Genomic DNA, 21,900 nt, shown 5'->3' on the forward strand with positions numbered 1-21,900 from the left:
AGGGCCGGTGACCTCGTTCCCCGCCACCCACTGCCGCCGACCGCCCTACGCCTGCACCCGGGCCGACTCCTCCCACGGCTGCGCCGCCAGCTGCTCCGCCGTCTCCACGGCCTCGTGCAACGTGTCGACCACCGGGACCCCGGCCTCCTCCAGACTGGCCCGGCTGTGCGAGCCACCGGTGAACAGCACCGCCCGCGCCCCCGCGTGCGCCGCCGCCAGCGCGTCGTCCACCGCGTCGCCGATCACCACCGTCCGGCCCGGCTCGACACCGGACAGCGCGGCGAGGTGTCGCACCATCTGGGCCGCCTTGCCGCCACCCGACGGACCGACCGCACCGTCCACCCGCACGAAGTGCCCGTCGACGCCGTAGGTGCGCAACAACGGCAGCAGCCTCTCGTGCGGCGCCAGCGAACACAGCGACTGGGTGCGCCCCGCCGCCTGCCGCGCCGCCAACAGCTCGGCGGCACCCTCGGCGAGCGCCGCGTCGGCGATACGGGCCCAGTAGTGCCGGTGGAAGGTCTCGTCCATGAGCTCCCACTCGCTGTCGGTGGGCAGCCGGCCGATCAGCCGCTCGTAGAAGCGCGGCACCGGGACGCAGTACAGCTCCCGGTATCTCTCCAGCGTGATGGCGGGAAGTCCGAGCTCGTCGAACGCCGCGTTCGTCGCGTCGAGGACGGTGTGGATGTCGTGCAGCAGCGTGCCGTTCCAGTCCCACACGATGTGTGCGGACTTCTGCTTTCGCCCCAAGACCATGCACCAGACGGTAGGAGAGAGGACTGACAGCGCGACACCGGTTTCTCCCGGCACTCCGTCGGCGAACGGGGAAAGCCGCTGGTCAGCCGCCGATGAGGGCGGGGATCTCCTGCGTCGCGAACCACAGCAGTTCATGGTCCTCGGTGCGGTCGACGACCTGCTGTGCCTTCTCGTCGCCGCTCGACGCGGCGGACAGCGCCCCGACGGCCGCTGTCACGTCGTCGACCGCCTCCTCGGCGTCGAGGTGGACGGCCGCCGCCTTGGTGAACGGGACGGCGGCGGTCAGCCGCACCCTGCCGACGATGCTCTCGTCCTCGTCCGCGCTCCGGGCGTCCCCGGCCGTCTCGTCGCCCTCGTCGGCCACGGCGACGGTGGCCTCGGCCGCCTCCGCCACGACGACGACCCGGCGCCGCGCGGCCTCGTACTGCTCGGCCAGCAGCCGGAGCGAGGCACCGGCCGCCTGCCGCAGCGCCGCGTACTCCAGCTCCTCCTCGTCCTCGGAGCCCCACCACGCGCGCAGTGCGGGGGTGACCGCGTATGCCTCGACGGGCGCAGGCCCCAGCTCACCCGCACCGTGTGCCTCGCTCAGCGCGGGCAGGGTCAGGGGGACATAGACACGCATGGGCTGCCGCTTTCGTGTATCGCCGGGGACCGTATGCCCCGTCAGCATACGGGCCGCACCCCCGCGCCGCCCTCCCCGGCGGCCTCACAAATCCGCAGGTGGGGGTGGTGCCACGTCAACGCACAACGCCCACCTGCACCAGATAGGGGAACTTCCCGGGACCCCCGGCCCACCCGTACCCGTGCGTTGCGGTGCGCCGCGCTCCGCCGCTACAACCATTGCCGTCCAGTCAGTTACCACCCGGTATCGATCTACCGGGCCCGGCACACCACCACGGGGGAGCCCATGACGACACCCGTCTCCGAGCCGGCATCCGGACGCCAACCGCGCAGGCGCACCGCGCGCACGGCACCTTCCCGGCCGCCGACCCGGCGCGACAGCCGCCGCCCCGCGGACGCCGCGCTGCGCGCCGCCGCACACCGCGCCCGTGAACGCCGCCCCCCGTTCTGGTTCGCCCATCGTCTGCTGCTGGTGCTGAGCGGTCAGTGCCCCGTCCACACGCTCCTCGCGTACGCCAGGGGCCCGGCCTACGACCGGCTGACCGCTCTCGCGCCGCTGGCCCCGCTCCGGCCCCGGGGCGCGGACCGTGCGGCGCCCGCCGTACTGGAGGCCCGCGGCACCCAGCCCCGGGACGGCGTCATCGAGGCCTTCGCCCGCATCTCCACCGGCGCCCACCAGCGCGCCATGGCCTTCCGCCTGGAGTGGTGCCCCGACGGCCGCTGGCGCTGCACAGCCGTCGAGCTGGACGTCAGCCGCTGACCGGCGGCCCTGGAAGTGCGCCCCCGTGCCAGCACGAAGGGCCGGACACCAGGTGCCCGGCCCTCATGCTTCGCGGCTACTTGCGCTTCTTGCGGCCCTTCTGGGCCTTGCGGCGCTCCGCGCGGGTGAGACCGTCCGCGGGCGAGCGGACCGGGCCACCGTCGGCGCCGTCCGCCGGGGCGCCGGTGTCCGAGGTGTCCAGGTCCCGCTCGACCACACCGCCCTCCGCGGTGGGAGCGGAGAAGTGCAGCCGATCGGGGCGCTGCGGCTGATCCAGCCCCTTGGCGTGGATGGCCGGAGCCGCACCGGCGGGCACCGCGTCGCGCGGGGCCTCCTTCTCCAGCGACGGCGCCGGGGCCGCGTCCTCGACCGGCACCTCCTCGACCTGCTGCTCGACCTGGACCTCCAGGTTGAACAGATAGCCGACGGACTCCTCCTTGATGCCGTCCATCATGGCCTGGAACATGTCGTAGCCCTCCCGCTGGTACTCGACCAGCGGGTCCTTCTGGGCCATCGCACGCAGGCCGATGCCCTCCTGGAGGTAGTCCATCTCGTACAGGTGCTCGCGCCACTTGCGGTCGAGCACCGAGAGCACCACGCGCCGCTCCAGCTCGCGCATGATCTCGGAGCCGAGCTCCTTCTCACGCTTGTCGTACTGCTCGTGGATGTCGTCCTTGATGGCCTCGACGATGAAGTCCGCCGTCAGCCCCTCGCGGTCACCGGCGGCCTCCTCCAGCTCCTCGATGGTCACCTGCACCGGGTAGAGCTGCTTGAAGGCGCTCCACAGCCGGTCCAGGTCCCACTCCTCGGCGAAGCCCTCGACGGTCTCGGCCTGGACGTACGCCTCGATCGTGTCGTCCATGAAGTGCCGCACCTGCTCGTGCAGGTCCTCGCCCTCCAGGACGCGGCGGCGCTCGCCGTAGATGACCTCGCGCTGCCGGTTGAGCACCTCGTCGTACTTGAGGACGTTCTTACGGATCTCGAAGTTCTGCTGCTCGACCTGGGACTGCGCGGAGGCGATGGCGCGGGTCACCATCTTGTTCTCGATCGGGACGTCGTCCGGCACGTTCGCCATCGACATCACGCGCTCCACCATCTGCGCCTTGAACAGCCGCATCAGGTCGTCGCCCAACGAGAGGTAGAAGCGGGACTCGCCCGGGTCGCCCTGGCGGCCGGAGCGGCCGCGCAGCTGGTTGTCGATCCGGCGCGACTCATGGCGCTCGGTGCCCAGCACATAGAGGCCGCCCAGCTCCTTGACCTCGTCGACGGCCGCCTTGACCGACTTCTCGGCCTTGTCCAGCGCGGCGGGCAGCGCGGCCGCCCACTCCTCCGGGTGCTCGTTGGGGTCGAGGCCGCGCTCGCGCAGCTCGTTCTCCGCCATGCCCTCGGCGTTGCCGCCGAGCTTGATGTCGGTACCGCGGCCGGCCATGTTCGTGGCGACCGTGACGGCCCCCTTGCGGCCCGCCTCGGCGACGATCAGCGCCTCGCGCTCGTGGTTCTTCGCGTTGAGCACCTGGTGCGGCACACCGCGCTTGGTGAGCTGCTTGGAGAGGTACTCCGACTTCTCGACGGAGGTGGTGCCCACCAGGATCGGCTGGCCGATCTCGTGCTTCTCGACGATGTCGTCGACGACCGCGTCGAACTTGGCGACCTCGGTGCGGTAGATCAGGTCGGCCTGGTCCTTACGGGCCAGCGGCCGGTTGGTCGGGATGGGGACGACGCCGAGCTTGTAGATCTGGTGGAACTCGGCGGCCTCGGTCATCGCCGTACCGGTCATGCCGGAGAGCGTCTTGTAGAGGCGGAAGAAGTTCTGGAGGGTGATGGTGGCGAGCGTCTGGTTCTCGTCCTTGATCTCCACCCCCTCCTTGGCCTCGATCGCCTGGTGCATGCCCTCGTTGTAGCGGCGGCCGGCGAGGATACGGCCGGTGTGCTCGTCGACGATCATGACCTCGCCGTCGAGAACGACGTAGTCCTTGTCGTTCTTGTAGAGCTCCTTGGCCTTGATCGCGTTGTTGAGGTAACCGACGAGCGGGGTGTTGACCGACTCGTAGAGGTTGTCGATGCCCAGCCAGTCCTCGACCTTGGCGACACCGGACTCGTGGATGGCGACCGTGCGCTTCTTCTCGTCGACCTCGTAGTCGCCCGTCTCCGGCTTCTGGGTGCGCGGGTCGCCGGGCTCGCCGCGCTCCAGGCGCTTGACGAGCTTCGCGAAGTCGCTGTACCACTTCGTGGCCTGGTCGGCGGGGCCGGAGATGATCAGCGGCGTACGGGCCTCGTCGATGAGGATGGAGTCGACCTCGTCGACGATGGCGAAGTTGTGGCCCCGCTGGACCAGTTCGTCCTTCGACCACGCCATGTTGTCGCGCAGATAGTCGAATCCGAACTCGTTGTTCGTGCCGTAGGTGATGTCGCACGCGTACTGCTCGCGGCGCTCGGCCGGGCTCATGTTGGCGACGATGCAGCCGACGCTCAGCCCGAGGAAGCGGTGCACCCGGCCCATCCACTCGGAGTCACGCTGCGCCAGGTAGTCGTTGACCGTGATGATGTGCACACCGTCGCCCGACAGCGCGTTCAGATACGCCGGCAGGGTGCCGACCAGCGTCTTGCCCTCACCGGTCTTCATCTCGGCGACGTATCCGAGGTGCAGCGCGGCGCCACCCATCAGCTGCACGTCGTAGTGCCGCTCGCCCAGCACCCGCTTCGCGGCCTCACGAACGGTCGCGAAGGCCTCCGGCATCAGGTCGTCGAGGCTCTCGCCGTCGGCGTACCGCTCCTTGTACTCGTCCGTGAGTGCCCGCAGCTCGGCGTCCGACAGGTCGACGAAGTCCTCTTCGATGGAATTCACCTGCCGCGCGATGCGGTCCAGCTTGCGCAGGATCTTCCCTTCACCTGCACGCATGAGCTTGCCGAAGACGGACACTTAGGGTGGCTCCTTGCCGGTCGGGCCTGGCACGGTCTGCACGGTCAGTGCGGATATCGGCGGTGATCACCGAGGTCCTCTCCTTGCCGAGGGCCTTTACCGCACCGGCCATCGTATGCGAGGGACGACTGCCCCTGTACCCCCAACGTGCCGGAGCCCTCGAAGGTGCCGGACAGCCCGGCGGCACAATCAAGCTATGGACCCCATCACACTGCGCACGGAGCGGCTCGTACTGCGCCCCTTCGAGGAGCGGGACGAAGCGGCAGTCGCCGAAGCGTGCGACGATCCGGACATTCAGCGCTTCGTGCCCGTACCTGAGCCCTACACGCTCAAGGATGCCGAGGAGTTCGTCCGGAACACGAGCCGGAACGGCTGGCGGGACGACACGATGTACAACTTCGGCCTCTTCACCCGCGACGGCGGTGGGGAGCCAGGCGGCGAGGCCGACGGGGAGGCGGCGGCCAGGGAGGCCGGCGGAGAGGCCGGTGGGGAAGGCGGCGTGTTGGTCGGCTCCATGGGGCTGGTGCGGCTGGAGCTGCTGCGCACCGCCGAGCGCCAGGCCGAGCTGGGCTTCTGGACAGCGCGCGGCCACCGGCGCAAGGGCTACACGGCGGAAGCCGGGCGGGCAGTCGTCGAGTGGGCCTTCAGCGCGCTGGGCGTGGAACGGCTGGAATGGGTCGCCCAGGTCGAGAACGAGGGGTCACGCGCCGTGGCACAGCGGCTCGGCTTCGTGGAGGAGGGCATCCAGCGGGCACGCATCGTGCACAGGGGAACACGCCGGGACGCCCGCATCGCCGCACTGCTCCCCTCGGACTGGGGGTACGGCCTGGAGACGCCCTATCTGCCCTCCCCGCGCTGACGGAAGTGCGCTGACGGAAGTGCGCTGACGGAAGTGCGTTGTCAGAGGCCCCACTTAAGGTGGGCCGCATGACGACTGGCCTGCCCTCCACAACTGTTCCGACCACCGCCGCCACCCCCGCCCCGCAGGTCTCCCTCTCCGCCGACGAGGCCCGGCGGATCGCTCTGCGGGCCCAGGGGCTGCTGGGTGCCCCGGACCGTCGGGCGGGAGTGCGCGGAATGCTGCGGCAGCTCGGCGCTGTGCAGCTGGACACGATCTCGGTGCTCGCCCGGTCACACGAACTGGTCCCGTTCGCCCGGCTGGGCCCGGTGGGACGGCAAGCGGTGGAGTCGGCCTACTGGTCGGACTCGCACAGCTTCGAGTACTGGTCGCACGCCGCGTGCGTACTGCCGATCGAGGAGTGGCCGCACTTCGCCTTCCGCCGCCGCGCCTTCCGCGACCGGGGGCACCGCTGGCACCGGATGCAGGACCGCGAGGGTTCCTGCGCCGCCGTCCGCGACCGGCTGAAGTCCGAGGGACCGCTGACCACCGCGGGCCTGGGCGGCGGCCGCAACGGCGGCGAGTGGTGGGACTGGTCCGAGAGCAAGATCGCGGTGGAGTGGCTGCTGGACATCGGCGAGGTCGTCGTCACCGAACGGCGCGGCTGGAAGCGCGTCTACGACCTGGCGGAGCGCGCCGTCCCCGAGGCGCTCTTCCACGACGAGCTGGACGATCACGAGTGCCTGCGCCGCCTGGTGACGCAGGCGGGCGCCGCGCTGGGCGTCGCCACCCGCGCCGACCTGGCCGACTACCACCGGCTCAAGGCCGAGCAGGTGGACGCCGTGCTGGCGGACACCGGGCTGGTCCCCGTCGAGGTGCAGGGCTGGCCCCGGCCCGGCTGGGCGGACCCGGCGGCGTTGGAGAGCACCCCGCGCGGCAGGCACCGCACCACCCTGCTCTCCCCCTTCGACTCGCTCATCTGGGACCGCCCCCGCACCGAACGCCTCTTCGGCTTCATACACCGGCTGGAGGCGTACGTCCCGAAGCCCAAGCGGGTGCACGGCTACTTCGCGATGCCCCTGCTGGCGGGCGGCAAGCTGGTCGGCCGCGTGGACCCGGCCCGGGAGGGCACGACGCTCGTGGCCCGCCAGCTCTCGCTGGAGAGCACGAAGGCCGTGGAGCCGATGGCCCGAGCCCTGGGCGAGGCCGCCTCCTGGGTGGGCTGCGACGCGGTACGGGTCGAGCGCTGCGACCCGGAAGAGCTGCGCCCCCGGCTGAGGACCGCACTGGACGAGCTGGGCCTCTGAGGCGCCGCCGGGGACGCATGAGAGGCCCTCGGGGCCGCGTGTGGAGCGCCGGGAGCGCCGGGCCAGGAGTGCAGCCGGGGCAGGGGTGCAGCCGGGACAGGGGTGAGAGGCGCCCGGGGACGCGTGTGTGGCACGGGGCGAGGCGTGAGGCACCGGGACGAGGCTGCGAGGCGCGGCCGGGGCAGGCATGGGGCCGGTCGACGCCTCAGCGGATTTCGAGGATCTTCTCGCGCATCGCGTAGACCACCGCCTCCATCCGGGAGTGCAACTGCAGCTTCTCCAGGATGTTGCGTACATGGTTCTTGACGGTGTTCTCGCTGATGAACAGCTCTTTGGCGATGTCCCGGTTGTTCATGCCCGTGGCCACCAGCTTGAGCACCTCCAGCTCCCGGTCGGTGAGCTTGGGCGCGGGCACCAGCTTGCTCTCGTCCGTGCGCTGGATCATGGATTTGAACTCGGTCAGCAGCTTCGCCGCCATGGACGGGCTGATCTGCGACTGGCCGTCGGCCACGGCCCGGATCGCCGTGGAGACCTCGTCCGTGGAGATCTCCTTGAGCAGATAGCCGGTGGCACCCGCCTTGATGGCGTCGTAGAGGTCCGCCTCCTCATCGCTGATCGTCAGCATGATGATCTTCGCGCTGGGGGCCACCTCCTTGATCGAGGTGCACGCCTCGATCCCACCCCGTTTCGGCATCCGGACGTCCATCAGCACGATGTCCGGCAGCAGGTCCGCCGCCTTGTCCACCGCCTCCGCGCCGTCCGCCGCCTCCCCGACGACCTGGATGTCCTCCTCCTGGGCCAGGACGATCTCCAGTCCCCGCCGGAAGAGCGCATGGTCGTCGACGACCAGCACCCGGATCGGCTCCTGCCGCCGCTCCCGCTCACACGGCTCGTCCTCCGCCCCCGGGCCCGGGTGTGCGTCGGGCATGGGCATCACGGGCCCGAAGCTGTCCACCATCGTTCCTCCCCCTGCACCCTGGTCTCCCACCAACCCCACTACGGCCAAAGGCGATTGGCGTGGGTCTTGATGTTACTCATGCCGGCGCCCCCGGCCGGGTCCGAGATCCGGCCGGGGGCGCGAACATCAAGCCGGTGGCGCACAGGGCTGCGCCGGGCACGTGCCGGGCCGCCCCTGGTGGGCTGTACCGGACTGCCGCCGGTCGGCGTCAGCCGCCCAGCGCCCCGCCCGCTCCGGGCGGCGGCTCCTGGATGAACGGATCCGGCTCCAGATGAATCACGCCGTAGTCGTATCCGTGCCGCCGGTAGACGACACTGGGCTGCTTGGTCTCGGAGTCGACGAACAGATAGAAGTCGTGACCCACCAACTCCATCTCGTAGAGCGCCTGGTCCAGCGTCATGGGTGCCGCCGCGTGCGTCTTCTCCCGTACGACGAGTGGTCCTTCGCCGCGCACCTCCAGCGGTCCCATCCTGGTGACCTTCGGCTGGCCGTCGGTCTCCGGTGGAGCGGCCACCGATCCGGCAGCCGCGTCGAGTTCTCCGTTGAGTTCCGACGCGAGGTGTGCGGTTGCCGCCGCGACGCTCATCGGTGCGCGGCTCCCGCCGCGGTGGACGCGACGCTTGTCGGCCTGCTTGCGCAGCCGGGCCTCCAGCTTGCCGGCGGCCAGGTCGAGCGCCGCGTACGGGTCGGAGGCTGCTGCCTCCGCACGAATGACCGGTCCACGCGTACGCAGGGTGATCTCCACCCTGTCGGAACGGTCGGCCTGCCGGGGGTTGTGCTCCTTGGCCACCTCGACCTCAAGGTTGATCACCTTGCCGTCGAGTTTCTGAACCTTCTCCAGCTTTTCGGCCACGTGCTTGCGGAACCGGTCGGGCACCTCTGTCTTTCGGCCCTTGACGACGATGTCCACGCAGAACTCCGTTCCCGGACAGTCCCACATTTCCGTGCGACCGTCCTTGGTGCACTGACGCCGGAGGCTCGGCCCTCCCGCCGTTGGCTCTCCGGCTCGAGGTCGGCTTGCGAGTTTCACCTCCTTCTCCCCCAGAGGGGAGATCGCCACCCAATCCGAACGTACCTCCAGTGGGGGAGGCGCGGCACCCCCTACCGACACGTACCTCCGATCAGGGGAGTCAATCCTCGTACCACCTGCAACGATGTCGGCAGTCCGATAGTTCCACCGCGGTCACCCGAGGCAACTTTGCGTGCTGCCCGATCACTCGTCCGAGCGGACCGCGAGCACCGCCGCCGACGTCACTCCTCCCAACGCCCGCGCCGCCTCCGCCAGCGACGCACCTGTTGTCATCACATCGTCCACCAGCACGACCCGGCCCGCACCCAGCAGCCGCACGCCGCCTGGCACCATCTCCAGAGCTCCGGCAAGATTCGCCGTCCGCTGCGCCGCCGTCAGCCCCGACTGGTCGACGACCCTGCGTCGTTGGCGCAGCACGGGCAGCACCCGTACAGCCATGCCCCGCCTCCGGAGCACCCGTGCGGCCTCCCGCGCCATCCGCCGTACCGGGTCGTGCCCCCGCCCCGCGACCGCCCGGCGCGTGGAGGGCACCGGCACGAGCGTGACCGGCACCCGGCGCCGTGGGGACGGGCCGCCGTCCCAGGAGGGCGGCCCGCGCCGAGCGGGGGCGGTGGGCACGGAGGCGGGCGCGGGGGTCTCCGGCACGTGCGAGGCCAGCAGAACGGCGCGGGCCAGCACCGCTCCCAGTGGCGCGGCCAGCCCGAGGGCACCGCGCTCCTTGTGAGCGAGCAGCGCGGCTCGGGCCTCGCCGGTGTATGTGAGCGCTCCAAACACCCGAGGCAGTCCGGACGGTACGCGCGAGGGCCACACCCGCCGCGGCACCGCGCCATTCAGCACGCTGCTGCACTCGTCGCACAAGCGGTCCCGCTCGCGCGGACGACCGCAACCGGCACACCCCATGGGCAGCACCAGACCTGCGATTTCCCGCCGAAGTCCCTGCCAGGACCTCGACATGACCCCACTGTGGCATCCGCGGCACGGCGCCACCACCCCTGTGGACAACTTCCTCAGCCACGCCTCACCCGGGGCGAACACCCGTGCGCAGGCAGGGAGTCCGCGCTGCTCAGCGACTCAGCGTCACAACGCCGCCGCGGCGCGACGGCTCGACCGGGCGACGGCGCGCGACCGGGCGACGGCATCCGACCGGGCAACCGGACGGCCGGGCTCAGCCGGGGTAGGCGGGGGCCGAGCCGGTCTCCGTCAGCATCCTCCAGTTCGCGTCGGGAGGCAGCCGCACGATCCCGTCCTCGGAGTCGGCCAGCAGCGGCTTGCTCTCGTCCTCGGACGCGGCGACTCCCGTCACATCGGTGATGCCGGGGAGCGTCGGCTGGTCCGAGACCGAGCCGTCGGTCTCCATGTACTGCAGTTGCTGGACACTCCCGGACTCGCGCCCCACCACCACGAGCCGGCTGCCGCCCGCCCAGGAGGCCGCCGATACGTCCACCAACTGAGGGGCGACCGGGCGCAGCTGCTCCACCGTCACCTGGGGTTCCTTCGTCGTGCCCCGGCGCACCACGCGCCCCAGCTGGAGGGAGGTGTGGCCGTCGCGCTCCCGGACCAGCAGCGCGATCCGCACCCCGTCGGAGGAGATCCGCAGCGACTCGATGCGCTCGCCCTTGTCCAGGTCCGGCACCCGTACCTCGTCGGGCCGTTCCTTGCCGCCGCGCAGCCGCAGCAGCCGGGGGTTGTCCGGGTCGCGGTCGGCCACCCACAGGTCGCCCAGCCCGTCCCAGCTGGGCGCCGTCAGCCGGTCGTTCTCCCGCTTGGCCTTGCTGGTGAGCACCGGATCGCCGAGCGCGGTGGCCGCGCTGCTCCCCTCCAGGGAGGCGACATAGAGTCCGCGCCGTCCGCGTGAGACGGCCGCACCCTCGCTCTCGATCCGGTTCACGGCGACGGAGCCCATCTCCACCTGGCCGCGGCCCAGCGGCCCTTCGACCGGCCGCGGGGGCTCGCCCTTGCCCCGGAAGGCGGCGACGCGGTGGTTCTCGTCGATGAAGTAGGCGTTCTTCGCGCTGCCGTTGAGCCGGCCCGGCTGGTAGGCGGCGACCTGTTCACGCGTCTGTGCGCACATCGCGCGGTCCTTGGGGCCCACCAGTTCGACCTTGCTGACCTTCGCCGAGGCCTGGTCCTGCACCGAGTACAGCACCTGCGCCGCCATCCGCACGCACCGCTTGCCCTCGGCCGTGGCCCCCCGGGAGTTCAGCCGCACCCGCAGCACGCCCGAGTCGTCCACCGAAAGGTGCTCCTTGGGCGCCAGACGGGTGCCTCGGGGGAACGAGGAGGTGACCACCGGGTCGATCCACCCGGACGGACCCTGCAGCAGCGCGGAGACCGTTTTGGTGACCGGGTCGATACGCCGACGTAGATAGACGGGATCGGCGACGAGCACATTCTGACCGTCCGTGATCGATTCCGCGTCCGGCCCGAGCCGTGCGTAGTAGTAGGTGTTGATGGGGCGGTAGATGCGCTGGAAGTCGGACTCGCCGAGCACGAGGCCGTCCGGCATCTCGTCGATGCGCCACTCCCCGTCCACCTTGGTCAGGTGGAAGACCTCGCTGTAGTCGCCCTTGGAGGGTGAGTAGGCGTGCTTGCTGTCCACCTCGGCCATCCGGGAACCGGAGACCTCCACGGAGTAGCCGTCCTCGACAGCCGTGCTGCGCCGCGGCGCCTTCCTGACGCTCGGCCCGTCCGAGAGAACCGTCGTCGACGCGAACGGGTCCCACCTACGGGCCAGGGAGCGCGTCAGATATTCGCGCGCCGTGGGGAAGGTGGCCTCGTCACTGGTCGTCGCCTCCAGGAACCCGCGCACGATCTGGGTGGGCGCCTCGCCCTTCTGCGGACTGACGCTGTAGACCCGCACCTGCGAATCGCCGTCGGTACGGTGCGAGGAAGTGACGTGCTTGACCTTGCCGCCGTCCGGCATCGACGCGCACCCGGCCAGCAGCATCCCGCACGCGGCGAGCACGACCAGCGCACGCTGCCGTCGCAGCGCGCCTCCGTTGCGCCTCATACGCCCCTCGGCGGCCCTCATGCCTGCTCCCCTCCGGAGCGTCCCGCTCGATCGTCGTTCCGCACGCCCTCGGGCATCCGGCCGGCCGCAACGGGCGAAGCGCCCAGCGGCGCGACCGGCCGTCCGCTCTCTCGTGCCCGCTCCCGCCTTCTGCGCGAGTCCTCGGGCTCCAGCCGCAGCGGCGACCCCCGCAGCGGCTCCCCGGCCGTGCAGGGCAGGACGAGCAGGAACTGCGAACCGTCCCCCGGCGCGCCCCAGGCCCGTAGCCAGCCGCCGTGCAGCCGGGCGTCCTCCAGCGCGATCGACAGTCCCAGCCCCGTGCCACCCGTCGTACGGGCCCGCGCAGGGTCGGCACGCCAGAAGCGGTTGAAGACGCGGTCGGCCTCGCCCTCCTTGAGACCGACGCCGTAGTCCCGTACCGCCACCGCCACCGCACCGCCGCCGGTCGCCAGCCGCACCACGACATCGCCGCCCTCGCCGTGCTCGACGGCGTTGTCCACCAGATTGCGCAGCACCCGCTCGACCCTGCGGCTGTCCACCTCCGCGATCACGGGCTGCTCGTCGCCCCGCACGAGAATCCTGCTGCCCTTGCACTCGGCAAGCGGCTCACAGCCCTCGACCACACGGTGCACGACGTCACGCAGGTCGACGGCGCTCGCCTCCAGATTGGCGGCGCCCGCGTCGAACCGGCTGATCTCCAGCAGGTCGCCCAGCAGGGACTCGAACCGGTCGAGCTGCCCGAGCAGCAGCTCTGCCGAGCGCGCGGTGGCCGGATCGAAGTCCTCACGCGCCTCATGGATGACATCGGCCGCCATCCGCACCGTCGTCAACGGCGTCCGCAGCTCGTGCGAGACGTCCGAGACGAAGCGCCGCTGCATCCGGGACAGCGCCTCCAGCTGCTGAATCTTGACCTGGAGATTCTGCGCCATCTTGTTGAAGGCCTCACCCAGACGGGCGATGTCGTCCTCGCCGGTGACCTTCATCCGCTCCTGCAGCCGCCCGGCCGCCAGCCGCTCGGAGATCCCGGCGGCCATCCGTACGGGTGTCACCACCTGCCGCACCACCAGCCAGGCGATGGCGCCCAGCAGCACCACGACGAACACACCCGCGGTGGCCAACGTGCCCTTGACCAGGCTCAGCGACTCCTCCTCCTGGGTGAAGGGGAAGACGTAGTAGAGCTGGAAGGGATTGCCGCGCGCGTCGTTGAGCCGCTTGCCGACGATCAGCGCCGGGTCGCTGCTGTGATCCTGCCGATAGACACGCGCGTAGCGCTGATGCGGGCCGGCCTTGTCGTCGAGCGCCTTGCGCAGATCGGCGGGGATGCTCTCCTCGGGGCGGATGTCGCCGGAGGAACGCGGGCCGCGAGTGGTCAGATTGCTGTTGCCGAGGAACGGTGACTCGTTGTTGTCGGAGCCGAGCGCCACCACCGAATAGACACCCTGGCCGCCGCTGGCGAGCTGCTCGACCAGATTGTTCAACCAGGTGCCCGAATTCTGGGCGCTTCTGCTGCCCCGGATGCCGTCCTCGCCGCTGGGCCCGCTCCCCGCGCTGTCGGCCATCTGCTCGGCGGCCGCGAACCCTCCCGACGCCTGGCTCTGCGCGGTCTGCTCCTTGGCCTCCAGCAGGCCGTTGCGGACCTGCCCGATGACGACGAGCCCCAGCAGCAGCACCACTCCCAAGGACAGCAGCAGCGTGGCCACAACCACCCGGAGCTGAATGTTCCGCCGCCACAGCCGCATCACAGGCAGCAGCGGTCTGCGCACCCACCGCACGAAGAAACGCACCATGGGGCGCGCACCAGGACCGGTCGCGCCCTCGGGGAGGAGGCCGTCGGAGAAGAGGACGCCACTGCGCCACAAACGCCCGAATTTCGATATATCGGACTCCCGGCCCGCGCCCCGCCCCCCACCGGCGCGATGCGGTGCGGTGTTACGGGTCATCTCAGCCGGGCCCGGCCTTGTAACCCACGCCGCGCACGGTCACCACGATCTCCGGCCGCTCCGGGTCCTTCTCGACCTTCGAGCGCAACCGCTGCACATGCACATTGACCAGCCGGGTGTCCGCAGCGTGCCGGTACCCCCACACCTGCTCCAGCAGCACCTCTCGGGTGAACACCTGCCACGGCTTACGCGCCAGCGCCACCAGCAGATCGAACTCGAGCGGGGTCAGCGCTATGGACTGCCCGCCCCGCTTCACCGAGTGCCCGGCCACATCGATCACCAGATCACCGATGGCCAGCTGCTCCGGCGCCGGCTCCTCGGAACGGCGCAGCCGTGCCCTGATCCTCGCCACCAGCTCCTTCGGTTTGAACGGCTTGACGACGTAGTCGTCAGCCCCGGACTCCAGCCCGACCACCACATCGACCGTGTCGGTCTTGGCGGTGAGCATGACCACCGGCACCCCGGACTCTGCACGGATGAGGCGGCACACTTCGATGCCGTCCCTCCCGGGCAGCATCAAATCGAGCAGCACCAGATCAGGCTTGGTCTCCCGAAAGGCGGCAAGCGCCTTGTCGCCGTCCGCGACGAACGACGGTTCGAAGCCTTCTCCGCGCAGCACAATGCCGAGCATCTCTGCCAGTGCGGTGTCGTCATCGACGACAAGGACGCGTCCCTTCATGACTTCATCATCCCATTAGCCGAACGCGACACCCTCTTACGTGATGTGGAACACAGCTCCGCAATCCCGGCGGCCGTCACGGGAGAGGCCACCCCTTCATCCGTCACCACGGCAGTGACCAGCGCGGACGGTGTCACATCGAACGCAGGATTGTAGGCGTGCGCCCCCACCGGGGCCAGCGCCGGACCTCCGCCCGAGCCCATCCGGGAACCCGGCGATCTCCCCCACAGGCCCTCCGTCACCTCGTGCGCCGCCCGCTGCTCCACCTCGATGTCGCCGCCCGACTCCGTGGCCAGGTCGACCGTCGTGACCGGAGCCACCACCACGAACGGCACCCCGTGGTGCCCGGCCAGCACCGCCAGCGAATACGTCCCGACCTTGTTCGCGACCGAACCGTCCGCCGCGATCCGGTCCGCTCCCACCACCACAGCGTCCACCTCACCGGCCGCGAACAGCGACCCTGCGGCACCGTCCGTCAGCACGCTGTACGCCATCCCCGCCTCAGCAGCCTCGTAGGCCGTCAGCCGCGCCCCCTGCAACAGCGGTCGCGTCTCCCCCACCCACAGCCGCCGCAGCTCACCGGCACGGTGCACCGCCTTCACGACAGCCAGCGCCGTACCGCCCCCACCGGAGACCAGCCTCCCGGTGTTGCAGTGCGTCAGCACCCGCATCCCGCCCCCGGGCACCAAATCCGCCAGCAGCGCACTTCCGTACTCGGCCATCCGCTCGCTCGCCTCGGCGTCCTCCCGGTGCAACGCACGGGCCTCCGCCAGCGCCTGCGCGGCAGCCCCCGCCTCCCCGGCGCCCGCGCGGAGCGCCTCTCGGTAGACGGCCTCCACCCGCCGCGCCCCGTACGCGAGGTTCACCGCCGTCGGCCGCGCATGTGCCAACTGCTCCGCGGCGTCCGCCACATCGAACCCCCGCGCCGCCGCCAACGCGACCCCGTACCCCCCGGCGATGCCCAGCACCGGCGCGCCCCGCACCGCCAACGAGCAGATCGCCTCCACCAGGGCAGGCACATCCGTGCACACCAGCTCGGCCTCCTCCACGGGCAGCCGGGTCTGGTCCAGGAGCACGACTACGGGCCCCTCGGGCAACTCCTCATAGCGGATCACGGGCACACACTCTTCAGCCATCCGCCCAGTCTGCCTGCTCAGCGCGGGCCCTCAGAAGAGCGTCGCCCGCTCCCGACTGGCCGCGCCCGCACCGCCCCGTGGCACGATGGCAACCCACCAGGCACGGGACTACCCACACGAGGTGACCTCACGTGAACGACTCCCCGGGCTGGGCTTCGCCCGGATCCGCTTCGCCCGACCCCCGCCCCTCCGGCACCCCCGGAAACAACGACGAGGGCAGCACTGGCGACGACACGGAGCGCACCACATCCGAGGCAGCACCCCGACCGGCGGCAGACGACCGCCCCCCGAACTGGGCCGCCGACCAGCCCCCCGCCGCCCCCCAGGGCTGGACCTGGGGCGAACAGGACGAAGGCCGAGGCCAGCGCAGGGGCAAGGGCAAGGGCCAGATCCCCAGGCAGCACCCTGGCCGACCCGGCGGCCCGACCGGCGGCTGGGGAGCCGCCCCGCCCCCCGGTGCCGGCCCCGCCCGCGGCTGGAACAGCCCCGGCTGGACCCCGCCCCCACTGGCCGCCAAGCCCGGCGTCATCCCGCTGCGTCCCCTGGGCATCGGCGAGATCCTGGACGGCTCGGTCAGCGCCATGCGCGCCCACTGGCGCATCGCGCTGGGCATCTCCCTCGTCGTCGCCGTCCTCACCGAACTGGTCTCGGCCCTCACCACGCGCTTCTGGCTCGGTGACACCGGTGAGCTGGAAGCTCTCGTCGACAAGGAGAACCCCAGCCTCGACGAGATCAACAATGCCCTCACCGGCGCACTCGGCAGCCTGAGCGTGACCGGCATCGTCGGCATGTTCGGCTCCGTGATCGCCACCGCCATGCTGACCGTGGTCGTCAGCCGCGCGGTTCTGGGCCGAGACGTCACTCTCGGCGAAGCCTGGCGCGATGCCCGCCCTCAGCTGCTGCGTCTCCTCGGCCTGCTGTTCCTCATCCCCCTCCTGGTGGCCCTCGTCATCGCCGCCTGCCTGCTCCCCGGATTCCTCGTCGCCGCCACGGGCCCGGTCGCTTTGGCGATCGCCCTGCTCTTCTTCGGCGTCCTCGGTGGAACAGCCGCTGCCGCCTGGGTCTGGGTCCGCTTCTGTCTGGCACCTCCGGCGCTGATGTTGGAGAAGCAAGGCCTCATCGCCTCCATGCGCCGCTCGGCCAAGCTGGTACGCGGCAACTGGTGGCGCATCCTGGGTATTCAGCTCCTCGCCCTGCTCCTCGTCCTCGCCATCTCCCTCGTGGTGTCGGTACCGACCACCGTTGTCTCCGGTCTCGTCAGCGGTGGCGACACCCTCACCGACCCGGCCGCCGCCGTCGGATGGACCTCCCTCATCATCAACGGCATCGGCTCCGTCCTCGCCTCGACCATCGCGCTGCCCCTCGGCGCGGGCATCACCGCCCTCCTCTACCTGGACCAGCGCATCCGCCGCGAGGCCCTCGACCTCGAACTGGCCCGCGCGGCCGGCGTTCCCGGCTTCGAGCGCCAGGACCCCGAACCGCCCGCCCCGGAAAGCTGACGCCATGCCGGGGGGACACGTCGACGCCCTCTCGCGCCGCGCCGCAGCCCTTCACCGGGCAGCGACCGGCGACGGGAACGGCAGCCCTGTCACCACCCCCCGGCTACCGGCCCGCGAAGACGCCGAACGGGAGTTGTCCCGCCCCGAATACCACGAACACGACCCCAACTTCTTCCAGCGCGCCCTCGACTGGCTGTGGGACCGCATCGGCGACCTGCTCAGTGCCGCAGCCGGAGCCGCCCCGGGCGGCTGGATAGGCCTCGCCGTCCTCGCGCTCGTCCTCGTCCTCCTTCTCGTCGCCCTCCGCCTCCGCCTGGGCAAGCTCCGCGCACAACCCGCCACAGGCGCCGCGCCCCTCTTCGCCGACCGCCTCCGCAGCGCAGCCGACCACCGGACCGCCGCCGAATCCCACGCGGCCGCCGACCACTGGGGCGCAGCCGTCCAGGAACGGATGCGGGCCCTCGTCCGCTCCCTGGAGGAACGCGCCCTGCTCGACCCCCGCCCGGGCCGCACCGCCGACGAAGCCGCCGCCGAGGCAGGCACCGCCCTCCCCGACCACGCCGACCAGCTACGCGTCGCGGCACGCACATTCGACGAGGTCACCTACGCCGGCCACCCGGCCGACCAGGCCGCCTACGCCCTACTCCGCGATCTGGACCTCGCCCTCCTTCGCGCCACCCCTGTGCTGCCCACCGCACTCCCCTCCCCCGCGCCATCCCCCCGCGGAGGAACCACGTGACCACGGCTCCCGCCTCCACTTCACCGTCCTCACCGACCTCCGCCGCGGCCTCGTCCTCGACCTCACCCACAGCGCGTCACCTATGGCGCCGAGCTCGGGGACTCCTCCTGGCCGCCGCCATCCTCGCCATGGCCGGAGTAGCGCTCGCCGCCCTGCGCTCCGACGAGCACACCGGCTCCCTCGATCCCCGCTCGACCACCCCCTACGGCAGCAAGGCCCTCTCCCGCCTCCTGGCCGACCGCGGCGTACACACCAAGGTCCTCACCCGTTCCACAGCCCTCCCCCGACAGGTCGCTCCCGACTCCACCCTCCTGGTTCCGTTCCCCAACTCCCTCACCGAGCAGGAGCGAAAGGGCCTCCGAGAAGCCACCCGGCACTCCGGCCGCACCGTCCTGCTCGCCCCGAACCCCGAGGCAACAGCCGCTCTCCTCCCCGGCATACGTGCCTTGGCGCGCACGCCCGTCCAGCCGACCCCTCCCGACTGCGACTTCCCCGCAGCCCGCCGCGCAGGCGACGCCGACCTCGGTGGATACGGCTACACGACCGACACCGACCGCAACGAGAGCTGCTACTTGAGGAACGGCCACGCCACGCTGTTGCGCGTCGACCCGTCAAACAGCGACGAGAACACCTCCGGTGGCGACACCGTCCTGCTGGGCGCACCCGACCCGCTCCACAACCGGAACCTCGACAAAAACGGCAACGCCTCGCTCACCCTCCAACTCCTCGGTTCCCACTCACAGCTCCTCTGGTACCTCCCCGCCGACGCCGCTCCCACCGACGACCAGGAGCGCGGCTTCTTCGACCTCCTGCCACGCGGCTGGTCATGGGCCGTCGCCCAACTCGCCGTCGCGGCCTTGCTCGCCGCGCTGTGGAGAGCCCGACGCCTGGGCCCCCTCGTCACCGAGCACCTTCCGGTCGCCGTACCCGCAGCCGAGGCGACCGAGGGCAGGTCCCGCCTCTACCGCAAGGCCAACGACCGCGGCCACGCGGCCGACGCCCTACGCGCTGCCAGCCGCAGCCAGCTCGCACCCCTGGTCGGTGTGCCCCGGACCCAGGCACACGTCCCGGAGGCGCTGCTCCCGGCCCTGACCGATCGGGCAACAAGTCAGCCGCCTCCCGGGCCCGATGGCCCGTCACTCGACGAGACCACCCTGCGCCGGCTCCTCTTCGGCCCTCCTCCTCCGAACGACACCGCGCTCCTCCACCTCGCGGACCGACTCGACCGCCTCGAACAGCACTACATCTCGCCCGGCTCCCTGCCCCACCACTGAGAGAAAAGGACATCTCTTTCGTGAGCGCCCCCTCCGCAGACAGCGCCCGCAGCGCCCTTGAGGCCTTGCGCCAGGAAATCTCCAAGGCCGTCGTAGGACAGGATGCGGCAGTTACCGGGCTCGTCGTCGCACTGCTGTGCCGAGGCCATGTGCTGCTCGAGGGAGTGCCCGGCGTCGCCAAGACCCTTCTCGTGCGGACACTCGCCACAGCGCTCGAACTCGGCACCAAACGCGTTCAGTTCACCCCGGACCTCATGCCCAGCGACGTCACCGGCTCACTGGTCTACGACTCACGCACAGCCGAGTTCTCCTTCCAGCCCGGCCCGGTCTTCACCAATCTTCTCCTCGCCGACGAAATCAACCGCACCCCTCCCAAGACACAGGCCGCCCTGTTGGAAGCGCTGGAGGAACATCAGGTCTCCGTCGACGGCACTCCCCGCGCGCTTCCGGAGCCTTTCCTCGTCGCCGCCACACAGAACCCGGTCGAATACGAGGGCACCTATCCGCTTCCCGAAGCGCAGCTCGACCGCTTCCTGTTGAAGCTCAACATTCCGCTGCCTTCACGTGACACCGAGATCGACGTTCTCACCCGCCACGCGGCAGGTTTCAACCCCCGGGACCTGCCAGGTATGGGCATACGCGCCGTCGCAGGCCCCGCCGAGATCGAGGCCGCACGTGACGCCGTAGCCCAGACCTCGGTGTCCTCCGAGGTCACCAGCTACATCGTGGATATCTGTCGTGCCACTCGCGAGTCCCCCTCACTCTCCCTCGGGGTCTCCCCCCGAGGCGCTACCGCTCTGCTCTCCACCGCTCGCGCCTGGGCCTGGCTCACCGGCCGCGACTACGTCATACCCGACGACGTCAAGGCCTTCGCCCCGCCCACACTCCGGCACCGGGTCCAACTACGGCCCGAGGCCGCGATGGAAGGCGTCACCGCCGACAGCGTGCTCAACTCGATCCTGGCCCACACCCAGGTCCCCCGCTGAGAGATCCGGATCTCTTCCATGGCCCTCACCGGTAGAACAGCGCTCGTAGCCGCACTGGGAACGCTCATCGTGGGCCTGGTGCTGCCCGACTGGACCGGTCTCCTCGCTGTCGAACTTCCTTTGCTGCTCGCCATCGTCGTGGACCTGCTCCTGGCAGCGCCAGTGAAACGGCTTCTGTTCACTCGAAGCGGTGATACTTCAGTTCGACTTGGCGAACAAGCGATCGTCTCTCTTGTTGTCACCAACCCCACCAACCGCACCCTGCACGCCGATCTCCGTGATGCATGGCCCCCCAGCAGCTGGCCGGCAGGCACCTCACACGAAATCAGCCGCCACAAACTCCGCATCCCAGCAGGAGAACGCCGACGCATCACGACAACTCTCCGACCCACCCGACGCGGCGACCGCAACGCCGACCGCCTGACCGTCCGTTCGCTGGGCCCGCTGGGACTCGCGGCCCGCCAAGGCCACCACGAGATCCCCTGGAAGGTCCGCGTACTCCCCGCCTTCCCCAGCCGGAAGCACCTCCCGGCCAAGCTGGCCCGTCTCCGCGAACTCGACGGCCGCACCAGCATCCTGACCCGCGGCGAAGGCACCGAGTTCGACAGCCTGCGCGACTACGTGCCAGGAGACGACACCCGCTCCATCGACTGGCGTGCCACAGCCCGCCAGTCAGCTGTGGCCGTCCGCACATGGCGGCCCGAACGCGACCGCCGGATCCTGCTCGTCCTCGACACCGGCCGCACATCAGCGGGCCGCCTCGGCGACGTTCCTCGGCTCGATGTCTCCATGGACGCAGCACTCCTGCTCGCCGCACTGGCCGCCCGCGCCGGCGATCGTGTCGATCTGCTCGCACACGATCGGGTGACCAGAGCCAGCGTCACCGGGCGTACAGGCCAACCCGTGCTGTCGGCCCTCGTGGAAGCAATGGCTCCCCTCGAGTCGACCCTCGTCGAATCCGACCTGCGGGCCATGGCGTCGAAGATCCTCCGCACCGCCCCGCGCAGGTCCCTCCTGGTCCTGCTGACAGGACTCGACCGAGCGCCTGTCGAAGAAGGACTGCTGCCTGTCCTGCCACTTCTCACTCAGCGGCACACAGTTCTTGTGGCGGCAGTGTCCGATCCTCGTATCCAGGAAATGGTCAACGGCCGCGGGACGCTCGACGCCGTGTACGACGCGGCAGCCGCGTCCCAGGCACAGGCAGAACGCCGGGACACGGCAGAGCGGCTGCGCAGGCATGGAGCTACAGTCGTCGATGAACCCCCGTCCCAACTCGCCACCGCGCTCGCCGATGCCTATCTCGCACTCAAAGCTGCCGGGCGTCTGTGAGCATGGCGTGCAGAACCTGGTGAGGGCGAGATCTGAGGAGAACGGAGGGGAATGCCGCCTCGTCCCGGACCAATCCCTGAGGAGTCCCTGACCACGAAGTCAGCCCGAAGGCCGAACCGAC

The 21,900-nt window shown here is 70.6% G+C and carries 18 protein-coding genes; 8 read left to right on the forward strand and 10 right to left on the reverse strand.

What is annotated here, in order from left to right:
- Nucleotides 1–45: 45 nt before the first annotated feature.
- Both JW613_RS28180 and JW613_RS28185 read right to left on the reverse strand, forming a co-directional pair.
- On the reverse strand, nt 46–753 hold the full coding sequence (locus tag JW613_RS28180) for an HAD family hydrolase (RefSeq protein WP_209213690.1): 708 nt from the start codon (nt 751–753) through the stop codon (nt 46–48).
- Nucleotides 754–835: 82 nt separating this feature from the next.
- Nucleotides 836–1,375: a DUF6912 family protein gene (locus tag JW613_RS28185; protein ID WP_209213691.1), complete on the reverse strand. Its 540-nt coding sequence runs from the start codon at nt 1,373–1,375 to the stop codon at nt 836–838.
- A 285-nt stretch (nt 1,376–1,660) separates the two neighbouring features.
- Here JW613_RS28185 and JW613_RS28190 point away from each other — a divergent pair, with 285 nt between their 5' ends.
- Nucleotides 1,661–2,134, forward strand: a complete 474-nt coding sequence (locus JW613_RS28190) for an Rv3235 family protein (RefSeq protein ID WP_245226407.1) — start codon at nt 1,661–1,663, stop codon at nt 2,132–2,134.
- 76 nt (nt 2,135–2,210) lie between these two features.
- Here the strand turns inward: JW613_RS28190 and secA are convergent, their stop codons facing one another.
- On the reverse strand, nt 2,211–5,054 hold the full coding sequence (secA, locus tag JW613_RS28195) for a preprotein translocase subunit SecA (RefSeq protein ID WP_209213692.1): 2,844 nt from the start codon (nt 5,052–5,054) through the stop codon (nt 2,211–2,213).
- A 196-nt stretch (nt 5,055–5,250) separates the two neighbouring features.
- On the opposite strand from secA, the gene JW613_RS28200 reads away from it, so the two are divergent.
- Entirely contained in the window at nt 5,251–5,913 is a 663-nt protein-coding gene (locus tag JW613_RS28200; protein WP_209213693.1) for a GNAT family N-acetyltransferase, read from the forward strand.
- 68 nt (nt 5,914–5,981) lie between these two features.
- The gene (locus JW613_RS28205) at nt 5,982–7,199 is read left to right on the forward strand and encodes a winged helix-turn-helix domain-containing protein (RefSeq protein ID WP_209213694.1); all 1,218 of its coding nucleotides are present in this window, start codon (nt 5,982–5,984) and stop codon (nt 7,197–7,199) included.
- Nucleotides 7,200–7,404: 205 nt separating this feature from the next.
- On the opposite strand, the gene JW613_RS28210 is transcribed toward JW613_RS28205, so the two are convergent.
- From JW613_RS28210 to mtnA, 7 genes are all read right to left on the reverse strand, one after another.
- A complete protein-coding gene (locus tag JW613_RS28210; protein WP_209213695.1) occupies nt 7,405–8,157 on the reverse strand; it encodes a response regulator in 753 nt (250 codons plus the stop codon).
- Nucleotides 8,158–8,365: 208 nt separating this feature from the next.
- Entirely contained in the window at nt 8,366–9,067 is a 702-nt protein-coding gene (gene hpf, locus JW613_RS28215; RefSeq protein ID WP_209213696.1) for a ribosome hibernation-promoting factor, HPF/YfiA family, read from the reverse strand.
- Nucleotides 9,068–9,370: 303 nt separating this feature from the next.
- Nucleotides 9,371–9,961 carry a ComF family protein gene (locus tag JW613_RS28220; protein ID WP_307866073.1) on the reverse strand — a complete coding sequence of 197 codons (591 nt, stop codon included), beginning with the start codon at nt 9,959–9,961 and terminating at the stop codon, nt 9,371–9,373.
- Between the two features lie 391 nt (nt 9,962–10,352).
- Nucleotides 10,353–12,197, reverse strand: a complete 1,845-nt coding sequence (locus JW613_RS28225; RefSeq protein ID WP_245226409.1) for an LpqB family beta-propeller domain-containing protein — start codon at nt 12,195–12,197, stop codon at nt 10,353–10,355.
- 17 nt (nt 12,198–12,214) lie between these two features.
- Nucleotides 12,215–14,137, reverse strand: a complete 1,923-nt coding sequence (gene mtrB / locus JW613_RS28230; protein ID WP_209213699.1) for an MtrAB system histidine kinase MtrB — start codon at nt 14,135–14,137, stop codon at nt 12,215–12,217.
- Nucleotide 14,138: 1 nt separating this feature from the next.
- Nucleotides 14,139–14,816 carry a two-component system response regulator MtrA gene (gene mtrA / locus JW613_RS28235; protein ID WP_209213700.1) on the reverse strand — a complete coding sequence of 226 codons (678 nt, stop codon included), beginning with the start codon at nt 14,814–14,816 and terminating at the stop codon, nt 14,139–14,141.
- On the reverse strand, nt 14,813–15,952 hold the full coding sequence (mtnA, locus tag JW613_RS28240; protein WP_209213701.1) for an S-methyl-5-thioribose-1-phosphate isomerase: 1,140 nt from the start codon (nt 15,950–15,952) through the stop codon (nt 14,813–14,815). Before mtnA ends, mtrA begins: the two co-directional genes overlap by 4 nt.
- Nucleotides 15,953–16,083: 131 nt before the next feature.
- On the opposite strand from mtnA, the gene JW613_RS28245 reads away from it, so the two are divergent.
- The 5 genes from JW613_RS28245 to JW613_RS28265 all read left to right on the forward strand — a co-directional run bounded on the left by JW613_RS28245 (nt 16,084) and on the right by JW613_RS28265 (nt 21,779).
- The gene (locus JW613_RS28245) at nt 16,084–17,451 is read left to right on the forward strand and encodes a DUF7847 domain-containing protein (RefSeq protein WP_209213702.1); all 1,368 of its coding nucleotides are present in this window, start codon (nt 16,084–16,086) and stop codon (nt 17,449–17,451) included.
- A gap of 4 nt (nt 17,452–17,455) precedes the next feature.
- Nucleotides 17,456–18,190, forward strand: a complete 735-nt coding sequence (locus JW613_RS28250; protein WP_209213703.1) for a DUF4129 domain-containing protein — start codon at nt 17,456–17,458, stop codon at nt 18,188–18,190.
- Nucleotides 18,191–18,318: 128 nt separating this feature from the next.
- Nucleotides 18,319–19,464 carry a DUF4350 domain-containing protein gene (locus tag JW613_RS28255; RefSeq protein ID WP_209213704.1) on the forward strand — a complete coding sequence of 382 codons (1,146 nt, stop codon included), beginning with the start codon at nt 18,319–18,321 and terminating at the stop codon, nt 19,462–19,464.
- Nucleotides 19,465–19,484: 20 nt separating this feature from the next.
- Nucleotides 19,485–20,450, forward strand: coding sequence for an AAA family ATPase (locus tag JW613_RS28260; RefSeq protein ID WP_209213705.1), 966 nt, complete (start codon nt 19,485–19,487; stop codon nt 20,448–20,450).
- 18 nt (nt 20,451–20,468) lie between these two features.
- A complete protein-coding gene (locus JW613_RS28265; protein ID WP_209213706.1) occupies nt 20,469–21,779 on the forward strand; it encodes a DUF58 domain-containing protein in 1,311 nt (436 codons plus the stop codon).
- Nucleotides 21,780–21,900 lie beyond the last annotated feature (121 nt).

Origin of the sequence: Streptomyces smyrnaeus, from assembly GCF_017676345.1 — a bacterium.
Taxonomy (GTDB): domain Bacteria; phylum Actinomycetota; class Actinomycetes; order Streptomycetales; family Streptomycetaceae; genus Streptomyces; species Streptomyces smyrnaeus.

Bases quoted from the DNA above. Each gene is read 5' to 3' on its own strand.
- JW613_RS28180 (WP_209213690.1), bottom strand. From the start codon at position 753: ATGGTCTTGGGGCGAAAGCAGAAGTCCGCACACATCGTGTGGGACTGG.
- JW613_RS28185 (WP_209213691.1), bottom strand. From the start codon at position 1,375: ATGCGTGTCTATGTCCCCCTGACCCTGCCCGCGCTGAGCGAGGCACAC.
- JW613_RS28190 (WP_245226407.1), top strand. From the start codon at position 1,661: ATGACGACACCCGTCTCCGAGCCGGCATCCGGACGCCAACCGCGCAGG.
- JW613_RS28200 (WP_209213693.1), top strand. From the start codon at position 5,251: ATGGACCCCATCACACTGCGCACGGAGCGGCTCGTACTGCGCCCCTTC.
- JW613_RS28205 (WP_209213694.1), top strand. From the start codon at position 5,982: ATGACGACTGGCCTGCCCTCCACAACTGTTCCGACCACCGCCGCCACC.
- JW613_RS28210 (WP_209213695.1), bottom strand. From the start codon at position 8,157: ATGGTGGACAGCTTCGGGCCCGTGATGCCCATGCCCGACGCACACCCG.
- JW613_RS28225 (WP_245226409.1), bottom strand. From the start codon at position 12,197: ATGAGGCGCAACGGAGGCGCGCTGCGACGGCAGCGTGCGCTGGTCGTG.
- mtrB (WP_209213699.1), bottom strand. From the start codon at position 14,137: ATGACCCGTAACACCGCACCGCATCGCGCCGGTGGGGGGCGGGGCGCG.
- mtrA (WP_209213700.1), bottom strand. From the start codon at position 14,816: ATGAAGGGACGCGTCCTTGTCGTCGATGACGACACCGCACTGGCAGAG.
- mtnA (WP_209213701.1), bottom strand. From the start codon at position 15,952: ATGGCTGAAGAGTGTGTGCCCGTGATCCGCTATGAGGAGTTGCCCGAG.
- JW613_RS28250 (WP_209213703.1), top strand. From the start codon at position 17,456: ATGCCGGGGGGACACGTCGACGCCCTCTCGCGCCGCGCCGCAGCCCTT.
- JW613_RS28255 (WP_209213704.1), top strand. From the start codon at position 18,319: ATGGCCGGAGTAGCGCTCGCCGCCCTGCGCTCCGACGAGCACACCGGC.
- JW613_RS28265 (WP_209213706.1), top strand. From the start codon at position 20,469: ATGGCCCTCACCGGTAGAACAGCGCTCGTAGCCGCACTGGGAACGCTC.